Source organism: Thalassobaculum sp. OXR-137, from assembly GCF_034377285.1.
Lineage (GTDB): Bacteria > Pseudomonadota > Alphaproteobacteria > Thalassobaculales > Thalassobaculaceae > Thalassobaculum.
The window spans coordinates 3612218-3627608 of record NZ_CP139715.1; the positions used below are offsets into that span (position 1 = coordinate 3612218).

Annotated in this window: 16 protein-coding genes; 8 read left to right on the plus strand and 8 right to left on the minus strand. The window is 68.2% G+C overall.

All coding sequences use genetic code 11. From position 1 onward, the window contains the following. Positions 1–85 precede the first annotated feature (85 nt). The gene (locus T8K17_RS16710; RefSeq protein ID WP_322330872.1) at positions 86–946 is read right to left on the minus strand and encodes a CmcJ/NvfI family oxidoreductase; all 861 of its coding nucleotides are present in this window, start codon (positions 944–946) and stop codon (positions 86–88) included. A gap of 170 nt (positions 947–1116) precedes the next feature. On the opposite strand from T8K17_RS16710, the gene ggt reads away from it, so the two are divergent. Further along, positions 1117–2862 (plus strand): gamma-glutamyltransferase, encoded by a 1746-nt coding sequence (gene ggt, locus T8K17_RS16715; protein WP_322330873.1) that lies wholly within the window; start codon positions 1117–1119, stop codon positions 2860–2862. Between the two features lie 9 nt (positions 2863–2871). Here the strand turns inward: ggt and T8K17_RS16720 are convergent, their stop codons facing one another. Continuing rightward, complete coding sequence (locus T8K17_RS16720) at positions 2872–3054, minus strand: helix-turn-helix domain-containing protein (RefSeq protein ID WP_028794614.1); 183 nt, start codon at positions 3052–3054, stop codon at positions 2872–2874. A gap of 219 nt (positions 3055–3273) precedes the next feature. Beyond that, positions 3274–3903, minus strand: a complete 630-nt coding sequence (locus T8K17_RS16725) for a hypothetical protein (protein WP_322330874.1) — start codon at positions 3901–3903, stop codon at positions 3274–3276. A 187-nt stretch (positions 3904–4090) separates the two neighbouring features. Between T8K17_RS16725 and T8K17_RS16730 the strand changes: the two genes are divergently transcribed. Further along, entirely contained in the window at positions 4091–5566 is a 1476-nt protein-coding gene (locus tag T8K17_RS16730) for a peptidoglycan DD-metalloendopeptidase family protein (protein WP_322330875.1), read from the plus strand. Next, the gene (locus tag T8K17_RS16735) at positions 5535–6005 is read left to right on the plus strand and encodes a polymer-forming cytoskeletal protein (RefSeq protein ID WP_322330876.1); all 471 of its coding nucleotides are present in this window, start codon (positions 5535–5537) and stop codon (positions 6003–6005) included. Before T8K17_RS16730 ends, T8K17_RS16735 begins: the two co-directional genes overlap by 32 nt. A gap of 69 nt (positions 6006–6074) precedes the next feature. Here the strand turns inward: T8K17_RS16735 and T8K17_RS16740 are convergent, their stop codons facing one another. Both T8K17_RS16740 and T8K17_RS16745 read right to left on the minus strand, forming a co-directional pair. Beyond that, positions 6075–6488, minus strand: coding sequence for a DUF6285 domain-containing protein (locus T8K17_RS16740; protein ID WP_322330877.1), 414 nt, complete (start codon positions 6486–6488; stop codon positions 6075–6077). Then, positions 6485–7525, minus strand: a complete 1041-nt coding sequence (locus tag T8K17_RS16745; RefSeq protein ID WP_322330878.1) for a phosphotransferase family protein — start codon at positions 7523–7525, stop codon at positions 6485–6487. Before T8K17_RS16745 ends, T8K17_RS16740 begins: the two co-directional genes overlap by 4 nt. 161 nt (positions 7526–7686) lie before the next feature. On the opposite strand from T8K17_RS16745, the gene T8K17_RS16750 reads away from it, so the two are divergent. After that, positions 7687–8043 (plus strand): RidA family protein, encoded by a 357-nt coding sequence (locus T8K17_RS16750; protein WP_322330879.1) that lies wholly within the window; start codon positions 7687–7689, stop codon positions 8041–8043. 56 nt (positions 8044–8099) lie between these two features. Here the strand turns inward: T8K17_RS16750 and T8K17_RS16755 are convergent, their stop codons facing one another. Together T8K17_RS16755 and T8K17_RS16760 are read right to left on the minus strand one after the other, a co-directional pair. Next, entirely contained in the window at positions 8100–8642 is a 543-nt protein-coding gene (locus T8K17_RS16755) for a hypothetical protein (RefSeq protein WP_322330880.1), read from the minus strand. Further along, complete coding sequence (locus T8K17_RS16760; RefSeq protein WP_322330881.1) at positions 8588–9769, minus strand: polyhydroxyalkanoate depolymerase; 1182 nt, start codon at positions 9767–9769, stop codon at positions 8588–8590. Before T8K17_RS16760 ends, T8K17_RS16755 begins: the two co-directional genes overlap by 55 nt. Positions 9770–10013: 244 nt before the next feature. Here T8K17_RS16760 and T8K17_RS16765 point away from each other — a divergent pair, with 244 nt between their 5' ends. The 4 genes from T8K17_RS16765 (at position 10014) to T8K17_RS16780 (ending at position 14670) form a co-directional block, all read left to right on the plus strand. Beyond that, entirely contained in the window at positions 10014–10529 is a 516-nt protein-coding gene (locus tag T8K17_RS16765) for a peroxiredoxin-like family protein (protein WP_322330882.1), read from the plus strand. Positions 10530–10648: 119 nt separating this feature from the next. Continuing rightward, on the plus strand, positions 10649–12076 hold the full coding sequence (locus T8K17_RS16770; RefSeq protein WP_322330883.1) for an amidase: 1428 nt from the start codon (positions 10649–10651) through the stop codon (positions 12074–12076). 3 nt (positions 12077–12079) lie between these two features. Next, entirely contained in the window at positions 12080–13507 is a 1428-nt protein-coding gene (locus T8K17_RS16775) for an amidase (protein WP_322330884.1), read from the plus strand. 5 nt (positions 13508–13512) lie between these two features. Then, positions 13513–14670, plus strand: a complete 1158-nt coding sequence (locus T8K17_RS16780) for an acyl-CoA dehydrogenase family protein (RefSeq protein WP_322334975.1) — start codon at positions 13513–13515, stop codon at positions 14668–14670. A gap of 21 nt (positions 14671–14691) precedes the next feature. On the opposite strand, the gene T8K17_RS16785 is transcribed toward T8K17_RS16780, so the two are convergent. Then, entirely contained in the window at positions 14692–15390 is a 699-nt protein-coding gene (locus T8K17_RS16785; protein ID WP_322330885.1) for a hypothetical protein, read from the minus strand. Position 15391 lies beyond the last annotated feature (1 nt).

The following is a 15391-nucleotide window of genomic DNA, read 5'->3' on the forward strand; positions in this document are numbered from 1 at the left end:
GAACGGCGGAACTGTCCGTTCCCGAAAGTTTTTTTGTCCGACACCCGCGGGCACGCTGTCGGGCGGGCGGCGGAGGCTTGCGACCCTAGCCCTCGATCACGGCGAAGGTGCGGACCTCGATGCTTTCACGCGGCGGAGCACTCGGGTCCTGGTCGGTGAACTGGAAGGCGCCGTGCGGGGTATATTTGGACACGCCGTCCTTGGTGTCCCAGCCCTTGATCAGCAGCACCTCGTCGCGCTGCATCTCCGGTGCGAAGTACCAGCGCTGGCCCGGCTGATGGGCGAGCTGGTAGATCTCGCCGACCCGGTCGGGGAAGACCTGGTCGGTGGCGAGCAGGGCGTCCGGCGCGATCGATTCCGCGTCGGCCAGGGCCAGCGGCGCGCGCTGCACCGGGCCGGCGATCGGGCGCCAGACGTTGATCTGGACCACCCGGCCGCCCTTGGCCAGGATCTCCTCCACCTGTCCTTCCCCCAGCGCGTCGTTGCCGCGCTTCGGGCCGGAGGTGGCGGTGTAGTCCACATGCACGCGGGAGGCGGGGCCGCGGGCGCCGTCCTTGTTGGCGGCGCCGGTACCGCTGTCGGAGCGCCGGGTATGGTCGAAGATCACGACCCGCGTGGCGCCGACCGCGCGCTTCACGATGTCCGTGATCTCGTCGTAGTAGGTCGAGGTCACCGACTCGTCGTCATAGAGATCGTCGACCGCCGTCTCGTGCCGCTGCAGGGTGAAGCCCTGGCGGTCGAGGTCCAGGTCATCGGCGATCGGACGCATGTCGGCGATCTCGACCGGGATCTCCTCGACCTGGAAGAAGATCTTCGGCGCGCCGCCCGTCAGGGCGGAGCTGTGGAACACCGGCTTTTCGTCCTGGGGAACGGTGAAGCCGAGCGGCGCGACGATGGCGCGGCCCGTGGCGGCGGGCTGGGTCTGCGAAGGGCTCATCTGGTTCATGGCACTGTCTCCACGGGATCGGGATATTTCGTTCCGTTTCGCAAAAGGTGGGGCGTAATTGACCGGATATTAATGCGTAAAAGGGAATTAATGCCGCTCTCCGGCGGCATGGTTTCTGGCACGGTTCTGCACGTATCCTGTCGGTCCATCGCTGATGAGGAGAGCCGGCCATGCTGACACGGCGGCGTTTCACCAAGGGACTGCTCGCCGGAGGTATCGGGGCCGGCGTTCTGACGCCGCCCGCCGCCCGGGCCTTCGTGCCGGCCGACCTCGGCGGATCGGACCGGCTGTTTCCCGTGGAGGCCGATGGCGGCATGGTCGCCAGCCGGGAGGCGACCGCCACCCTGGTCGGCGTGGAGGTGCTGGCACAGGGCGGCAACGCGGTCGACGCGGCGGTGGCCGTCGCCTTCGCCCTGGCGGTGACGCTGCCCCAGGCCGGGAACCTTGGCGGCGGCGGCTTCGCCCTGGTCCATCGGCCGGCGGACCGCGCGACCCACGCGCTCGATTTCCGGGAGACCGCCCCGGCGGCGGCGCATCGGGACGTCTTCCTGAAACCCGACGGCTCGGTGGACAGCGAGCGGTCGCGTTACTCCCACCATGCGGTCGGCGTGCCGGGCTCGGTCGCCGGATATCTCGATCTGCTGGATCGGTTCGGCACCTGGCCGCGGGAGTGGGCGATGGCGCCGGCGATCCGCCTGGCGGAGCAGGGGATCGTCGTCAGCCGCACGCTCCATCGCAGCATCGACCAGCGCATGGACAGGTTCCGCCCCTGGCCGGCGACGATGGCGGTGATTGCCGGCCCGGACGGCGAGGCGCTGCGGCCGGGGGATCTGCTACGCCAGCCGGATCTGGCCGCCAGCCTGCGGCAGATCTCCGAGCAGGGGTCGGACGCTTTCTACACGGGGGCCATCGCGGAGCTGATCGCGGCGGAGATGCAAAGGCACGGCGGGCCGATCACCCGGGAGGATCTGGCGGGCTATACGACGGCGTGGCGCGCGCCGGTGCTCGGCAGCTATCGGGGCGTGGGCATCGCCTCGATGCCGCCGCCCAGTTCCGGCGGGGCGCATCTGGTGCAGATGCTGAACATCCTGGAAGGCTGGGACCTCAAGACGCTCGGCCATAACAGCGCGGCCGGCCTGCACCGGCTGGCCGAGACGATGCGCCGGGCCTATGCCGACCGGGCGGTCCATTTGGGCGACCCGGATTTCTGGGACGTGCCGCTTGGATGGCTGACCTCGAAGCACTACGCCGGGGAGCTGCGCGCCGGAATCGACCTGGCCCGTGCCACCCCTTCCGACACCGTCCAGCCGGGCACCCCGAAGCCGGAGGGGGCCAACACCACCCACCTGTCGGTGATGGACCGACACGGCGGGGCGGTGTCGATGACGACGACCCTGAATTTCGGGTTCGGTGCCGGCATCGTGGCGGAGGGAACCGGGATCTTCCTCAACAACGAGATGGACGACTTCTCGGCCAAGCCGGGGGCGCCGAACGCCTACGGGCTGATCGGCGGCGAGGCCAACGCGGTGGCGCCGGGCAAGCGGCCGCTGTCGTCGATGACCCCGACCCTGTTGCTGGGCGGGGACGGACGGGCGATCGGGGCGCTGGGCAGTCCCGACGGCAGCCGGATCATCACGACGGTGCTGCAGGTGATCCTGAACATGGTCGACCATGGGATGAATCTGGCCGAGGCCACGGCGGCGCCGCGACTCCATCACCAGTGGCAGCCGGACCGGATCTGGGTGGAGGAGGGGATATCGGCCGACACGCTCGATCTGCTGCGCGCCATGGGCCATGTGGTGGAGGAACTGCGGGCGTTCGGGGCGGCCCAGTCGGTGCTGTCGGCACAGGACGGGTTCCGCGGCGTCAGCGATCCGCGACGTCCGGGCGGACTGGCGGCGGGGCCGAAGATCTGACCCCCGGGGTCAGTTGGCGAGGTTGGTGTTTTCGTTCAGGAAGGCTTCCAGATCCTGAGGCGCGATCCGCCATTCCTTGCCGAGCTTGATCGCCCTGATGCGTTTGTCCCGGATCCACGACCGGACGGTGGCTTCCTGCACTTGGAGCATTGATGCCGCGTCGTGCACGGTCAGGAGAGGACGATTCAACATAGGTCCCAATTACCTACCAACATTATGGATATTGATTTCATTACATGCGGAGTTTAGCCAGTATATGCATTGTCCTAATGGCGGCAAGCTGATTGACGGTCGAATTTTTTATTTTGATTGCGTTTCGAGCTGCGAGTGTTTGCCGGGAGTCAGGAGTCGTCGGTGCCGTGGGGCTGATGTCTCGCGGTTCGTCTCCGCCGCGCCGACGCCAGGGCTCCGTCAGCCGCGGCGGGCCCGTTCCGCCAGCCGTCCGCTGATCGACGCCGAGACGCGTCCGGCCTCCGCGGCCATGGCCTGGGCCACGGTGAGATCCAGGTTTTCGACGCTGCTACGCACCCGTTCCTGGATCGTGCGGCCTGCGGAATCGGCCTCGTTCAGGGCATAGTCGAGCAGCTCGGAAAGCCGGGCCTGAACGGCATGGATTCGGGGCGGGGCGGCGGCGAGCCAGCGCGATGCCTGCCGCCGGACGGTCTCCAGCGACGGGTCCTCCAGGACGAACCGGCGGGCGCGGCTGCCGTCCGGGTCGGGGCCGGAGCGGGCGATCAGTTCGATGGCGATCCAGGCGAACCACCACCGCCAGGGATCGGCCCGCAGCTCGCCGTCGTCATACACGTCCTGCATGTAATGCAGCGTGACCATGGGCGCGTCGGGTTTCAGCCGCACCAGTTGCGGCGGCAGGGTCGTCAGGGCCAGCGGCCGCAGACCCTTGTCGTACTTCGGATCGCCGGAGCGAACTGGCAGGATGCCGAGCTTACGCTGCTCCGCCTCCACGTCGCGGACCTCGAACCAGTGACGCAGCGCCATGGCGACGCCGCGGAGTTGGTCGTCGTGGGAAGGAGGAGCGTCCAATCACAGCCTCCGCTGCATCTCCGCCACCGCCACGCGGGGCGCCAATTGCCAGCCGATGTGCTTCCGACCTTGCTAAAGGCTACTCCTAAAATGTACCTTTCGGCGACCTCTCGGGAGAGGCGTTCTGCGAAAGGAATACGGCAGGCCGGTGGTTGCCGGTCACGCAATCGATTGCGGGGGAGAATGCATGACCGATGAGTCCGTTGGATGGGCGGACCGCACGGTGCAGAAGATCCGGCGGCTCCTGCCTGAGCGCCAGATCATTATTCGCACCGAGGGCGAGACCAGCTATTTACGCGTGAGCACGGCCCTGCAGGTCGGTGTTATTGCGGTTTGGGTCGGAGTCGCCGGATGGGTCGGATTCGCGACCGTCGGGTTCCAGAACCAGAAGGACATGATCGCTGAGAAGGCGGATGCGATTTCCCGCTCTCGGCAGGCCTATCGGAAACTGCTCGACCAGGTGTCGGACTACCAGCTCTCGATCGTCGGCATCACGCGCGACCTGAAGGAGACGGAGGCGCACCTGCGGGGTCTCTTCAGCCAGAACGAAGAGCTGAAGCAGGACCTGAGCTCCACCGAGGTCGCGCTGCGCAGCTCCGAGGAGGAGCGCAACCGCATCGCCTCGGCGCGCAAGCAGATGAACGACCAGCTCGAGCTGTTCGGCTCCGAGCTGCGGCAGATCACCGGCAAGAACAACGCGCTTGAAGCGCATATCGGGACCCTGCGCCAGCATCTGGCGGTGGTCGAGGCCGAGAAGGCGGAGATCGCGGCGGAGCGGGCGGCCCTGGACGACCGTCTGTGGGGATTGCACAACGAGCTTGAGGCCTCCAACGCCAAGGTCACGCTGCTCGAAAGCAACGTGCGCGCGCTGAAGACCGACCTGCGCACCGTGATTCTGGAACGCAGCGCGGTGGCCGTCGACAACGACACCCTGCGCGCCCAGGTCGCCGATCTGGAATCCACCCTGGATACGGAGCGCGATGCCCACCGCCGCGAACTGGTGAAGATTTCCGACCGGACCCGCGGGCAGATCGCCAAGGTCGAGGACGTCATCCGCCGCACCGGGCTGAAGCTGGAGAAGGTGGTGCCGGTGGCCCCGAAGAACGCGACCGGGCAGGGCGGTCCGTTCGAGGCCCTGCTGCCCGACATGACCCTGAGCGACGAGGACGATGCCCTGCGCGTGGAGCTGGAGCAGCGGCTTGAGCGCTGGGAGCAGGTCGTCGGCTTCTACGCCTCGATGCCGCTATCCAAGCCGTTGACGAAATACACGGTTACCAGCCCGTTCGGCACGCGGGTCGATCCGATCAACGGCCGGCGCTCGGTGCATAACGGCGTCGACATGGCCGGTCCGTACAAGCAGGAGGTGACCGCAACCGCGCCGGGTGTGGTGAGCTTCGCCGGCCGGCGCACGGCCTATGGCCGGGTGATCGACATCGACCATGGACATGGACTGGTGACGCGCTACGGACATCTCGCTAAGATCAAGGTGAAGGTTGGTCAGAAGGTCGATCTTGGCACGGTCATCGCGCTGCTGGGTTCCAGCGGCCGCAGCACCGGTCCGCACGTGCATTACGAAGTGCGGTACAACGATAAGCCGATCAACCCGTCCAAGTTCATGAAAGCGGGCACTCATGTTCAGCAGCAAGCAAAAAACGCCAAGTAAGTCCGACGGTGGCATCGCCCCGAAGGCTCCGGCGGCGCCGTCGATCATCAGTTCAGATCTGACGATCAACGGCAACCTGACGAGCGAGGGTGACGTTCAGGTCGACGGCACGGTCGAGGGCGACATCATCTCCAACAAGCTCACCGTGTCCTCCACCGCAACGGTACGCGGCGCCATCGAGGCGGAGACCGTCGTGATCGCCGGCCATGTCACCGGGCAGATCAAGGCGCGTCACGTGACCCTGGCGAAGACCGCGCGGGTGATCGCCGACGTCATACAGGAACGTCTGTCGATCGAGCCTGGCGCGTTCTTCGAGGGCAACTGCCGCCACTTCCCGACCGAGTCCGACAAGAAGTCGCTGCCGAAACTCGAACCGGTCAAGCCGGCCGTCGCCAAGCAGGGCAACGGTGCCGCCATCCCGGTCGAAGCGACACCCTGACCCGGAACGAGAAAGGCCCTGCGAACCGGGGCCTTTTGCTTTCCGAGCGGGCGCGACGGCGCGGTGCCGCTATTCCGCACCCGGCTGGCTGTAGCCGCTCGAGGTGAGGAAGCGCGGGTTGGACAGACCCAACCGCTCGACCACCTGGGTTTCCAGCACGGCGAAGACCGGCCCCAGCATATCCCCGTCATAGGTGCCGCTGCGGATTTCCCGCGCCAGATCGCGCGACAGGGCGGCGATCCGTCCGTCTGCGTAGCCGCCGCTGCGGTAGACGTTGTCCTGGCCATAGAGTTCCGCATAGGCGTCGAGGGTCCGCCGGGACGCGGCTTCGCCGGTCTCGATCTCCCGGCGTACCGTGGCGATCGCCGCCGCGACCATCAGGGCGGCGTATTTCGCGGATCCCTCCAGCGACGGCAGAACATCGTCGCGCAGGGTCTCTTCCGCCGCGGCCAGCAATTCGCCCCTGTTCGGTCGGTCGCTCATGATAGCCGCTCCAGTGCGCCGGTCTCGATGGCCCGGATCTGGGTCAGGACGTCGAATTCCATTTCCACCGCCTTGCGCCCGGTCAGCGCCAGCTCCATCGACATCTCCTCGCCGGACAGGTGCCGCTCGCCCTGGTGCAGGGCGATGATCGCCCAGCGCACGGTCGCCAGCACCTCCCAGAACGCGACCTGGTCCCACTCCAGGGAATGGCCGGCCTCGGCCTCGTAACCCCGGCGGAAATCGACCAGGTCGCCGATGCCCCCCACGATCCGGTCGTCGACGCCGAAGCGCCAGCAGCGGGCGCAAATCCAGCCCACGTCTTCCATGGGATCGGACCAGCCGGCGAACTCCCAGTCGAGCACCGCCGTCACCGTTGCCCCGTCGGCCATGATGTTGCCGCAGCGGAAATCGCCATGGCCGAGCACGGTGGCCGCGCTGGCGGGCGCGTTCATCTCGAGCCAGCGGATCGCCCATTCCAGCGCCGGGTAAGCCTCGGGCAGGGCGTCCAACTGGCTGCGGAACTCGTCCAGGCGCCGGGCGACCGGCGGCCGCGGGTCCTGCGGCAGGAACGCCAGGTCCGGTCGGGGCGGGGTGATCGAGTGGATCCGCGCCAGCTCCCGGCCGATCGCCGCGGTCAGGTCCGGGCGGTGCGGGTCCAGTGCCGTGTCGCGGGACAGGGCGCGTGGGTTGGCGGTGCCGGCAGCCCGGCGCATCAGGTAGAACGGCTTGCCCAGCACCGTACCGGTCTCGTCCAGGGCCAGGGGCTCCGGCACGGTGGCGCCGGCGGCGAAGGCGGCCTGGAGCAGGGCGAACTCATGGGCGCGGGGATGGCTGACCGAAACGCCGGACGGCGCGTCCGTGCGCAGCACGAGGGCGAGGCGCCCGTCATGGGCGCCGCCGGTCACCTCGGCATCGAGCTTCCAGTTCTCCTGAATCGCTCCGCCGGACATCTTCGAGGGCGCCGACAGCTCGACACGCGCGGCATCCAGGCGATCGGACATCCACGCGGACAGGGCGGCGATCTGCTCGGGCGTCACCGGCCGGTGCTCCCGGCCGCCGGGATGGGAAGGAAACGTGCGGAGGCGTCCATCGGGGCTCGCTCAACAGATGGGTCCTGGGTAGGATGGCGCGCCAACCATAACGGCCTCGCGCGCAAGCGGCTAGGTCACCCAAGATCATGATAAGAAGGAACGATGCGATGAGCATTCAGCGCTTTCAGACCGCCAAGCGCATGAGCCAGGTCGTGGTGCATAACGGCACCGCCTATCTGGCCGGCCAGGTCGCCCAGGACAAGCAGGGCGCCAGCGCGGGCGAGCAGACCAAGAACATCCTCGACCGGATCGACGCGCTGCTGGCCGAGGCCGGCACCGACAAGAGCAAGCTGCTCTCGGCCACCATCTGGCTGAACACCATGGACGATTTCGACGCCATGAACGCCGAGTGGGACGCCTGGGTGCCGGAAGGCTGCGCGCCGGCCCGCGCCTGCGTGGAATCTCCGCGTCTGGCCCGCCCGGTGTTCACCGTCGAGATCGGCGTGATCGCCGCCGTCGATTGATCTGACGACTGCGTCGGAGCGCGGGATCTGCCTGCGCTCCGACGGCCTTTCTGCCCTCAGGCCCGACGGATGGCCGCCCGGGTGTTGAGCCAGATTTCCTGTCCCGCAGTCTCGATGGCCGCCGGCCGGCTGCGCCTGACTTCGGCGATGGCATCGGCCGGAACCATGCCGCCGGCGATCAGCAGCGCGGCGGCGATGGTGCCGCTGCGGCCCTGGCCGCCCCGGCAATGGACAAGCACCTTCCCGCCCGTCTCAAGCAGGGCCAGCGCGCTCTCGCGGTGGTCGACCCAGCTTGTCTCGAAGGCTTCGTCGGGGCTGCCGTAATCCACGATGGGCGCGCGCAGGCACGCGATGCCCTCGCGGTCGAACCGGTCGGGCAGGTCCGGCGCGCCGGCGCGTTCCGCCTCTTCGTCCTCGACGAGCGACAGCACCAGTCCGGTACCCCAGTCCTTGATCGCCTCGAACTCCTCCGCCGCGCGGGGCAGGGGAGCGATCGCCAGGCGGCCCGGCCACGGACCGCCTGCGATCTCGGCAAGCGCGTAGGTCAGGAGACCTCGCGGATGAACTTGGTGATTTCCGGCAGGATGTTGGTGCGCCATTTGCGGCCGTTGAAGATGCCGTAATGGCCGACCGCCTTCTCGATGTGATTGCGGCGCCGGTTCTTCGGGATGCCGGTGGTCAGATCGTGGGCGGCGAGGGTCTGGCCGGGGGCGGAGATGTCGTCCTTCTCGCCCTCGACCGTCAGCATCGCGGTCTTCTTGATCGCCGCCGGCTCAACGAGCTGGCCGCGCCATTTCATGATGCCGCGCGGAAGCTGGCGCTCCTTGAACACCCGCTCCACAGTCTCGAGATAGTATTCCGCCGGGACGTCCATCACCGACAGGTACTCGTCATAGAACCGCTGCTTGGATTCCGCCGAGTCGTCGTCGCCTTCGATCAGATGGCGGAACATGGCCATATGGGCGGAGACGTGACGGTCGGGGTTCATGGCGATGAAGGCGCCGACCTGCATGAAGCCCGGATAGACCCGCCGGAAGGCGCCCGGATAGAACACCGGCACCCGGGTGATGCAGCGGGTCTCGAACCAGCTCATCGGCCGGGCATCGGCCAGTTGGGTGACGATGGTCGGTGCCGCATGCGGGTCGATCGGGCCGCCCATCAGGGTCATCGAGATCGGCTGGGCCGGATCGTCCATCTGCGCCATTAGCGAGACGGTCGCGAGTACGATCGGGGCCGGCTGGCAAACGGCGACGATGTGCACATCCGGGCCGAGGTGGCGGATGAACTCCATCAGGAGCGCGATATAGTCGTCCAGATGGAACGAGCCGTCGCTCAACGGAATCGAGCGGGCGTCCTTCCAGTCGGTGACATAAACGTCGTGTTCCTTGATCAGCCCCCGCACCGTCCCGCGGAGCAGGGTGGCGTAGTGGCCGGAGACCGGCGCCACGAGCAGGACCTTGGGATCCTTGCGCTCGGTGTCGCGGAACACGTGGACCAGGTTGCAGAACGGGGTCTCGATCACCGGGTCGAAGCTGACCGGAACGTCGCCGTCCGGGGTCTCGGCGAAGTCGATTTCCCAGTCCGGCTTGCCCCGGTCCTTGATGACGCCGTCCAGCACTTCCATGCCGGCTTCGAGCGCCCTGCCAAAGGCCATGTAGGAGAAAGGCGCAAGGGGGTGACCGTTCATGGCCTTGGAGGCCTGGGTCAGAAAACGCATGGGCGCCATGAATGCGCGCTGCGCTTCGTACATCGAGTAGAGCAAGTTGATCCCTCGACTATGGTGTCGGTTATTTCGCAAGTGCGAAAGGGCCGGAAGCTCACTACCAAACGGCCCCCAGCGCAACCCCTAATATAGCGAAATCCCTTATGGTCTCTTAACGAAAGCGTTTATTGCCGGCGTATCCTCGAACCCGTCCACTGCATTAGGGAGGGATCGATGCACGATTCCCCAATCCAGAGAGGGTCATGGAATGAGCGAGAAACTTCCGGCCGGCAGCGATCTGCCTGAGGTGCGGCTGCCGGCCGTCGGCGGCGGCGAGACGGTCCTGGGCGGCAAACGCGAGGGCTGGCAGGCGATCTTTGTCTATCGCGGCCTGCATTGTCCGATCTGCAAGGCCTATCTCGGCAAGGTCGAGGCCAAACTGGCGGAGTTCGCCGAGCTCGGCGCCGAGGTGGTGGCGGTCTCCGGCGACCCGAAGGAGAAGGCCGAGGCCTTCGCCAAGGAGGTCGGGCTGACCATGCCGGTCGGCTACGACCTCAGCGTGGCGCAGATGCGCGAACTCGGCCTCTATATCTCCTCCCCGCGCAGCGATGCGGAGACTGATCGGCCGTTTCCGGAGCCGGCCCTGTTCGTCACCACGCCGGAGGGCAAGCTGCAGATCGTTGAGATCGCCAACGCCCCCTTCGTGCGGCCTGAACTCGACTGGGTGGTGCGCGGCCTGAAGCTCGGCAAGGACGGCTATCCGATCCGCGGCACCATGGAGTGACGCCCGATCCCCGGCGCGCTGGGACCGCACGCGGTTGAAGTCCGGCGGGACTGAGGCGAACATGGGCGGGGCGAGAGTCCCGCCCATTCCTTTTTGCCGCCCACCTTCCGGAGATCCCCATGGCCGCATTCGCCGAGTACATGACCCATGATGCCCTCGGCCTGGCGGAACTGATCCGCGAGGGCGAGGTCAGCGCCAGCGACGTGCTGGACTCGGCGCTGGAGCGGGCGGACGCGGTCAACCCGACGATCAACGCCATCGTGTCCCGCAACGACGGCGCCGCCCGCGGCCGGGTCGCCGCCGGCCTGCCCGAGGGTCCCCTGGCCGGGGTGCCGTTCCTGCTCAAGGATCTCGGCGCGATGCAGGCCGGGGTGAGCATGGGCAACGGCTCGCGACTGTGGAAGGACTTCGTCGGGCCGATCGACTTCACCTATACCGAACGGGTGGAGGAAGCCGGGCTCGTCATTTTCGGGCGCACCAACACGCCGGAGCTCGGCATCTCCTGGACCACCGAGCCGGTGGCGAACGGTCCAACCCGCAATCCCTGGAACCTCGACCATTCCGCCGGCGGGTCCTCCGGCGGGGCCGCGGCGGCGGTGGCGGCGGGCATCGTGCCCGTGGCCCATGCGACCGACGGCGGCGGTTCGATCCGCATTCCGGCGGCCAACTGCGGTCTGTTCGGCCTGAAGCCGACCCGGGCGCGCAACCCGGCCGGTCCGGTGGTGGGCGAGGGCTGGTCAGGTTTGGCGACCGGTCATGTGGTCAGCCGCAGCGTGCGCGACAGCGCCGCCCTGCTCGACGCCACCCAGGGGCCGGCGCCGGGCGATCCCTATGCCGCTCCAGCTCCCGAAGGTCCGTATCTGGCGGAGGTCGGTCGCGACCCGGGCAAGCTGCGGGTCGCCCTGCACCTGACCGGCCTGGACGGCACGCCGCTGCACCCGGAGAACAAGGCCGCCGCCGAGGCCGCGGCCAAGCTGTTCGCCGATCTCGGCCACGAGGTGGAGGAGGCGATGCCGCAGGTCGATACCGACGCCCTGCGGGATGCGCTGACGGTGATCATCGCCGGCAATCTTTGGGTCGGCATCTCGGCACGCTACAGGCAGCTCGACAGGGACCCGGACGGGGAGGGGCTGGAGAAGGTGACCTGGGCCTGGGCGAAGCATGGGCGCGAGCGGATGGCCGCCGACTATGCCGCCGCCGTTGCCGCGATCCACAAGGCCGGCCGCCAGCTCGCCGCCTTCTACGAGAGTTACGACGTCATGCTGTCGACCGTGCTGCGCAACCCGCCGCGGCCGCTGGGCTTCCTGCGCCAGGACGAGCGCGAGCTGGACGATTTCATCTCGGCACTCGTCGACGACATGCCGGTCACCCCGCTGGCCAACATGACCGGGACCCCGGCCATGTCCCTGCCGCTGGCCTGGAGCACGGACGGGCTGCCCATCGGCATCCATATGGGTGCCGCGTTCGGGCGGGAGGACCTGCTGCTGCGGCTCGCCGCCCAGGTGGAACAGGCGGAACCCTGGGCCGACAAGCGGCCGGAGATCTGATCCATGCTGTCCTTCGAGGAGTATGTCGACCGGGACGCGCTCGGCCTGGCGACGCTGATCCGCGACGGCAAGGTCTCCGCCGCCGAGGTCGTCGAGGCCGCGCTGGCCCGTGTCGATGCGGTGGAGCCGAAAATCAACGCCATCGTCGCCCGACGCGACGACGTGGCGCGCGCCCAGGCGGCCGGCCCCCAGGGCAAGGGGCCCTTCGCCGGCGTGCCCTTCGTCTTCAAGGACCTGGGATGCTGGCAGGAGGGCTGGCCGGCGGAAGCGGGCTCGAATCTCTATAAGGGCTTCATCGCACCGACCGACTTCACCCACACGACGCGGGTGAAAGAGACCGGCGCGATCCCGATCGCGCGGACCACCACGTCGGAATTCGGCATCAGCATCTCCACCGAGACCCAGGCCTTCGGGCCGACCCGCAATCCCTGGAACCTGAAGCGCTCGGCCGGCGGATCCTCCGGCGGGACGGCCGCGGCGGTGGCGGCCGGCATCGTGCCCATGGGCCATGGCAGCGACGGCGGCGGATCGATCCGGATTCCGGCGGCCAATTGCGGGCTGTTCGGCTTGAAGCCGACCCGGGGGCGCAATCCGTTCGGACCGTTCGTCGGCGAGGGCTGGGCCGGGCTCGCCTCCCAGCATGTGATCTCCCGCAGCGTGCGCGACAGTGCCGCCATGCTGGACGCCACCCAGGGGGCGGAGCCGGGCGATCCCTATGCCTGCCCGCCGCCGAAACGGCCATATCTGCAGGAAGTAGGCGCCGATCCGGGCCGCCTGCGGGTCGCCTATCATGTGACCGGCCTCGGCGGTCAGCCCCTCGACCCGGTGAACAAGGCCGCCGTCCTCGACGCCGTCGACCTGCTGCAGGGGCTCGGGCACGCGGTGGAGGAGGCGCATCCGGAGGTCGAACTCGAGATCCTCGGTCCGGCGATGATCGCGGCGATTGCGCCGAACCAGAAGCTCGCCCTGGACGCCCGCTACGCCCAGCTCGGGCGCGCACCGCAGGACGACGATGTCGAGCCCATCACCCGGGCCTTCGCCGAGCGGGCGGGCGAGCTGACGGCCGCCGACTATGCCGGGGCGATCCAGACCTTTCACCAGCTCGGCCGCCGGTTCGCTGCTTTCTTCGAGGGCTACGACGTGCTGATCTCCACCACCCTGGCCCAGCCGCCGGCCGAGATCGGCGAGATCCGCACCGATTGCGGCACGGCGGACGGCTTTCTTGAGGATGTCTGGCAGAGGATGCCCGTGACCCAGTTTTTCAACATGACCGGCTGCCCCGCCATGTCGGTGCCGCTCTGCTGGTCGCCCCATGGCCTGCCCATCGGCATTCATGTCGGCGCCGGGTTCGGCCGCGAGGACCTGCTGTTCCGCCTGGCCGCTCAGCTGGAAGAGGCCCGCCCGTGGTTCCACCGGAGGCCGACGCTGTGAGTTTCATGCTGACCCCGGATCAGGAGGAGCTGGTCGCCGCCGTGGGCCGGGTGGTCGACCGGTTCGATGCCGCCTATTGGCGCGACAAGGATGCGACGGCCGTCTTCCCGCACGAGTTCGCCGGCGCGATGGCGGAGGGCGGCTGGCTCGGCATCGCCATGCCCGAGGAGGTCGGCGGCGCCGGTCTGGGCGTGACCGAGGCGGCGCTGATGATGGAACGGGTGGCGCATTCGCCCGGTGCGATGGCGGCTGCGTCGTCGATCCATATCAACATCTTCGGTCTGCACCCGGTGGTCGTCTTCGGCACGCCCGAGCAGCGCCAGCGTTTCTTGCCGCCGCTGATCGCGGGGGAGGAGCGGGGCTGCTTCGGCGTGACGGAGCCGGACTCGGGCCTGGACACGGGCCGGCTGAAGACCCGGGCCGAGCGAGACGGCGACGTCTACCGGATCACCGGCCGCAAGATCTGGACCTCTACCGCCCAGGAGGCGGACCGGGTGCTGATCATCGCCCGCACCAGCCCGATGGAGGAGGGAGCGAAGCCGACCGACGGGCTGACCCTGTTCTACGCGCCGCTCGACCGCAGCAAGGTGGAAGTCCGGGCGATCGACAAGATGGGTCGCCACGCGGTCGACTCCAACATGCTGTTCATCGACGGGCTGGAAGTCCCCGCGGAGGACCGGATCGGCGAGGAGGGGCAGGGATTCCGCTGCCTGCTGCACGGCCTGAACCCCGAACGCATCCTGATCGCCGCCGAGGCCATCGGCGTCGGACGGCAGGCCCTGGAGGCCGCCACTGCCTATGCCAAGGAACGCGAGGTCTTCGGCCGGAAGATCGGCCAGAACCAGGCGATCCAGCATCCGCTGGCCGAGTGCTGGATGGCGCTGGAAGCGGCCTGGCTGATGGTGCTGAAGGCGGCGGCCCTCTACGATTCCGGCGCGCCCTGCGGCGCCGAGGCCAATTCCGCGAAGTATCTGGCCGGCGAGGCGGCGTTCCGGGCCTGCGAGCGGGCGGTGATGACCCTCGGCGGGATGGGCTATGCGGCGGAATACGACGTGGAGCGGTATTTCCGGGAGGTGCTGATCACCCGGATCGCCCCGGTCTCGCCGGAGCTGATCAAGTGCTTCATCGCCGAGCGGGTGCTGGGTCTGCCGCGCAGCTATTGAGCGGGACGGGGCCGAGACGGGTCAGCGCTTGCCGTATTTGGCATCCAGGCCGAGCATCTCCCGGCGCAGCACCTCCACCGGATCCACGGCCGCCGCTTTCTTGCGGCCGCCGTTGAGCACCGGATCGTCCGGGAGTTTGCGCCAGTCCCAGTCCTTCTGCTCGTCCTCCCAGTCGTCGGCCGGCTGGGGGGCTGCCTTCACAACGGAGGGCTTGGGCGCCTTGCCGGCCTTCGGCAGCTTCGGGTTGCCGGGGATCGCCCCCAGCTTCCAGGTCGTGCCGGCCCCGTCGTCCTGGGCCGCGTCTGCGGGAGGCTGTGCCGCCGGCCTGCGTCGCCGGCGTGGCGGCGGGGGTGTGTCGATCGCGACGGCGGCGGGCTCAAAAATGGGTTGCCATTGAAGCGGCGCATCCGCATCGACGGGCAGCGGGTCGGCGCCGGCCGCAGCGGTCTCGGTCGCCCGCGAGACGCGTTTGCGCCGATGCAGGACCTCCCGCTCTGTCGTGGCCTGTTTCTGGGCTTTAGCGCTGATCAGCATTCGGTCTTCGGCCGGAAGGCTGTCGAAGGTCTGCCCCGCCTTCTCGTAGTCGTGGCGCAGACCGGACTCCGCCGCACGCTCCAAGCGTTCGCTGAGTCGCGTCGCCGACGCGGCCGACCTGCTGGATCGCGCAAGTATTCTGAGGCTGCGGCGATCGAGATCGCTCAGCCGTTCTTCATCGGACATT

Bases quoted from the DNA above. Each gene is read 5' to 3' on its own strand.
- T8K17_RS16710 (WP_322330872.1), bottom strand. From the start codon at position 946: ATGAACCAGATGAGCCCTTCGCAGACCCAGCCCGCCGCCACGGGCCGC.
- ggt (WP_322330873.1), top strand. From the start codon at position 1,117: ATGCTGACACGGCGGCGTTTCACCAAGGGACTGCTCGCCGGAGGTATC.
- T8K17_RS16720 (WP_028794614.1), bottom strand. From the start codon at position 3,054: ATGTTGAATCGTCCTCTCCTGACCGTGCACGACGCGGCATCAATGCTC.
- T8K17_RS16730 (WP_322330875.1), top strand. From the start codon at position 4,091: ATGACCGATGAGTCCGTTGGATGGGCGGACCGCACGGTGCAGAAGATC.
- T8K17_RS16735 (WP_322330876.1), top strand. From the start codon at position 5,535: ATGTTCAGCAGCAAGCAAAAAACGCCAAGTAAGTCCGACGGTGGCATC.
- T8K17_RS16740 (WP_322330877.1), bottom strand. From the start codon at position 6,488: ATGAGCGACCGACCGAACAGGGGCGAATTGCTGGCCGCGGCGGAAGAG.
- T8K17_RS16750 (WP_322330879.1), top strand. From the start codon at position 7,687: ATGAGCATTCAGCGCTTTCAGACCGCCAAGCGCATGAGCCAGGTCGTG.
- T8K17_RS16755 (WP_322330880.1), bottom strand. From the start codon at position 8,642: ATGGCGCACCAACATCCTGCCGGAAATCACCAAGTTCATCCGCGAGGT.
- T8K17_RS16760 (WP_322330881.1), bottom strand. From the start codon at position 9,769: ATGGCGCCCATGCGTTTTCTGACCCAGGCCTCCAAGGCCATGAACGGT.
- T8K17_RS16765 (WP_322330882.1), top strand. From the start codon at position 10,014: ATGAGCGAGAAACTTCCGGCCGGCAGCGATCTGCCTGAGGTGCGGCTG.
- T8K17_RS16770 (WP_322330883.1), top strand. From the start codon at position 10,649: ATGGCCGCATTCGCCGAGTACATGACCCATGATGCCCTCGGCCTGGCG.
- T8K17_RS16775 (WP_322330884.1), top strand. From the start codon at position 12,080: ATGCTGTCCTTCGAGGAGTATGTCGACCGGGACGCGCTCGGCCTGGCG.
- T8K17_RS16780 (WP_322334975.1), top strand. From the start codon at position 13,513: ATGCTGACCCCGGATCAGGAGGAGCTGGTCGCCGCCGTGGGCCGGGTG.
- T8K17_RS16785 (WP_322330885.1), bottom strand. From the start codon at position 15,390: ATGTCCGATGAAGAACGGCTGAGCGATCTCGATCGCCGCAGCCTCAGA.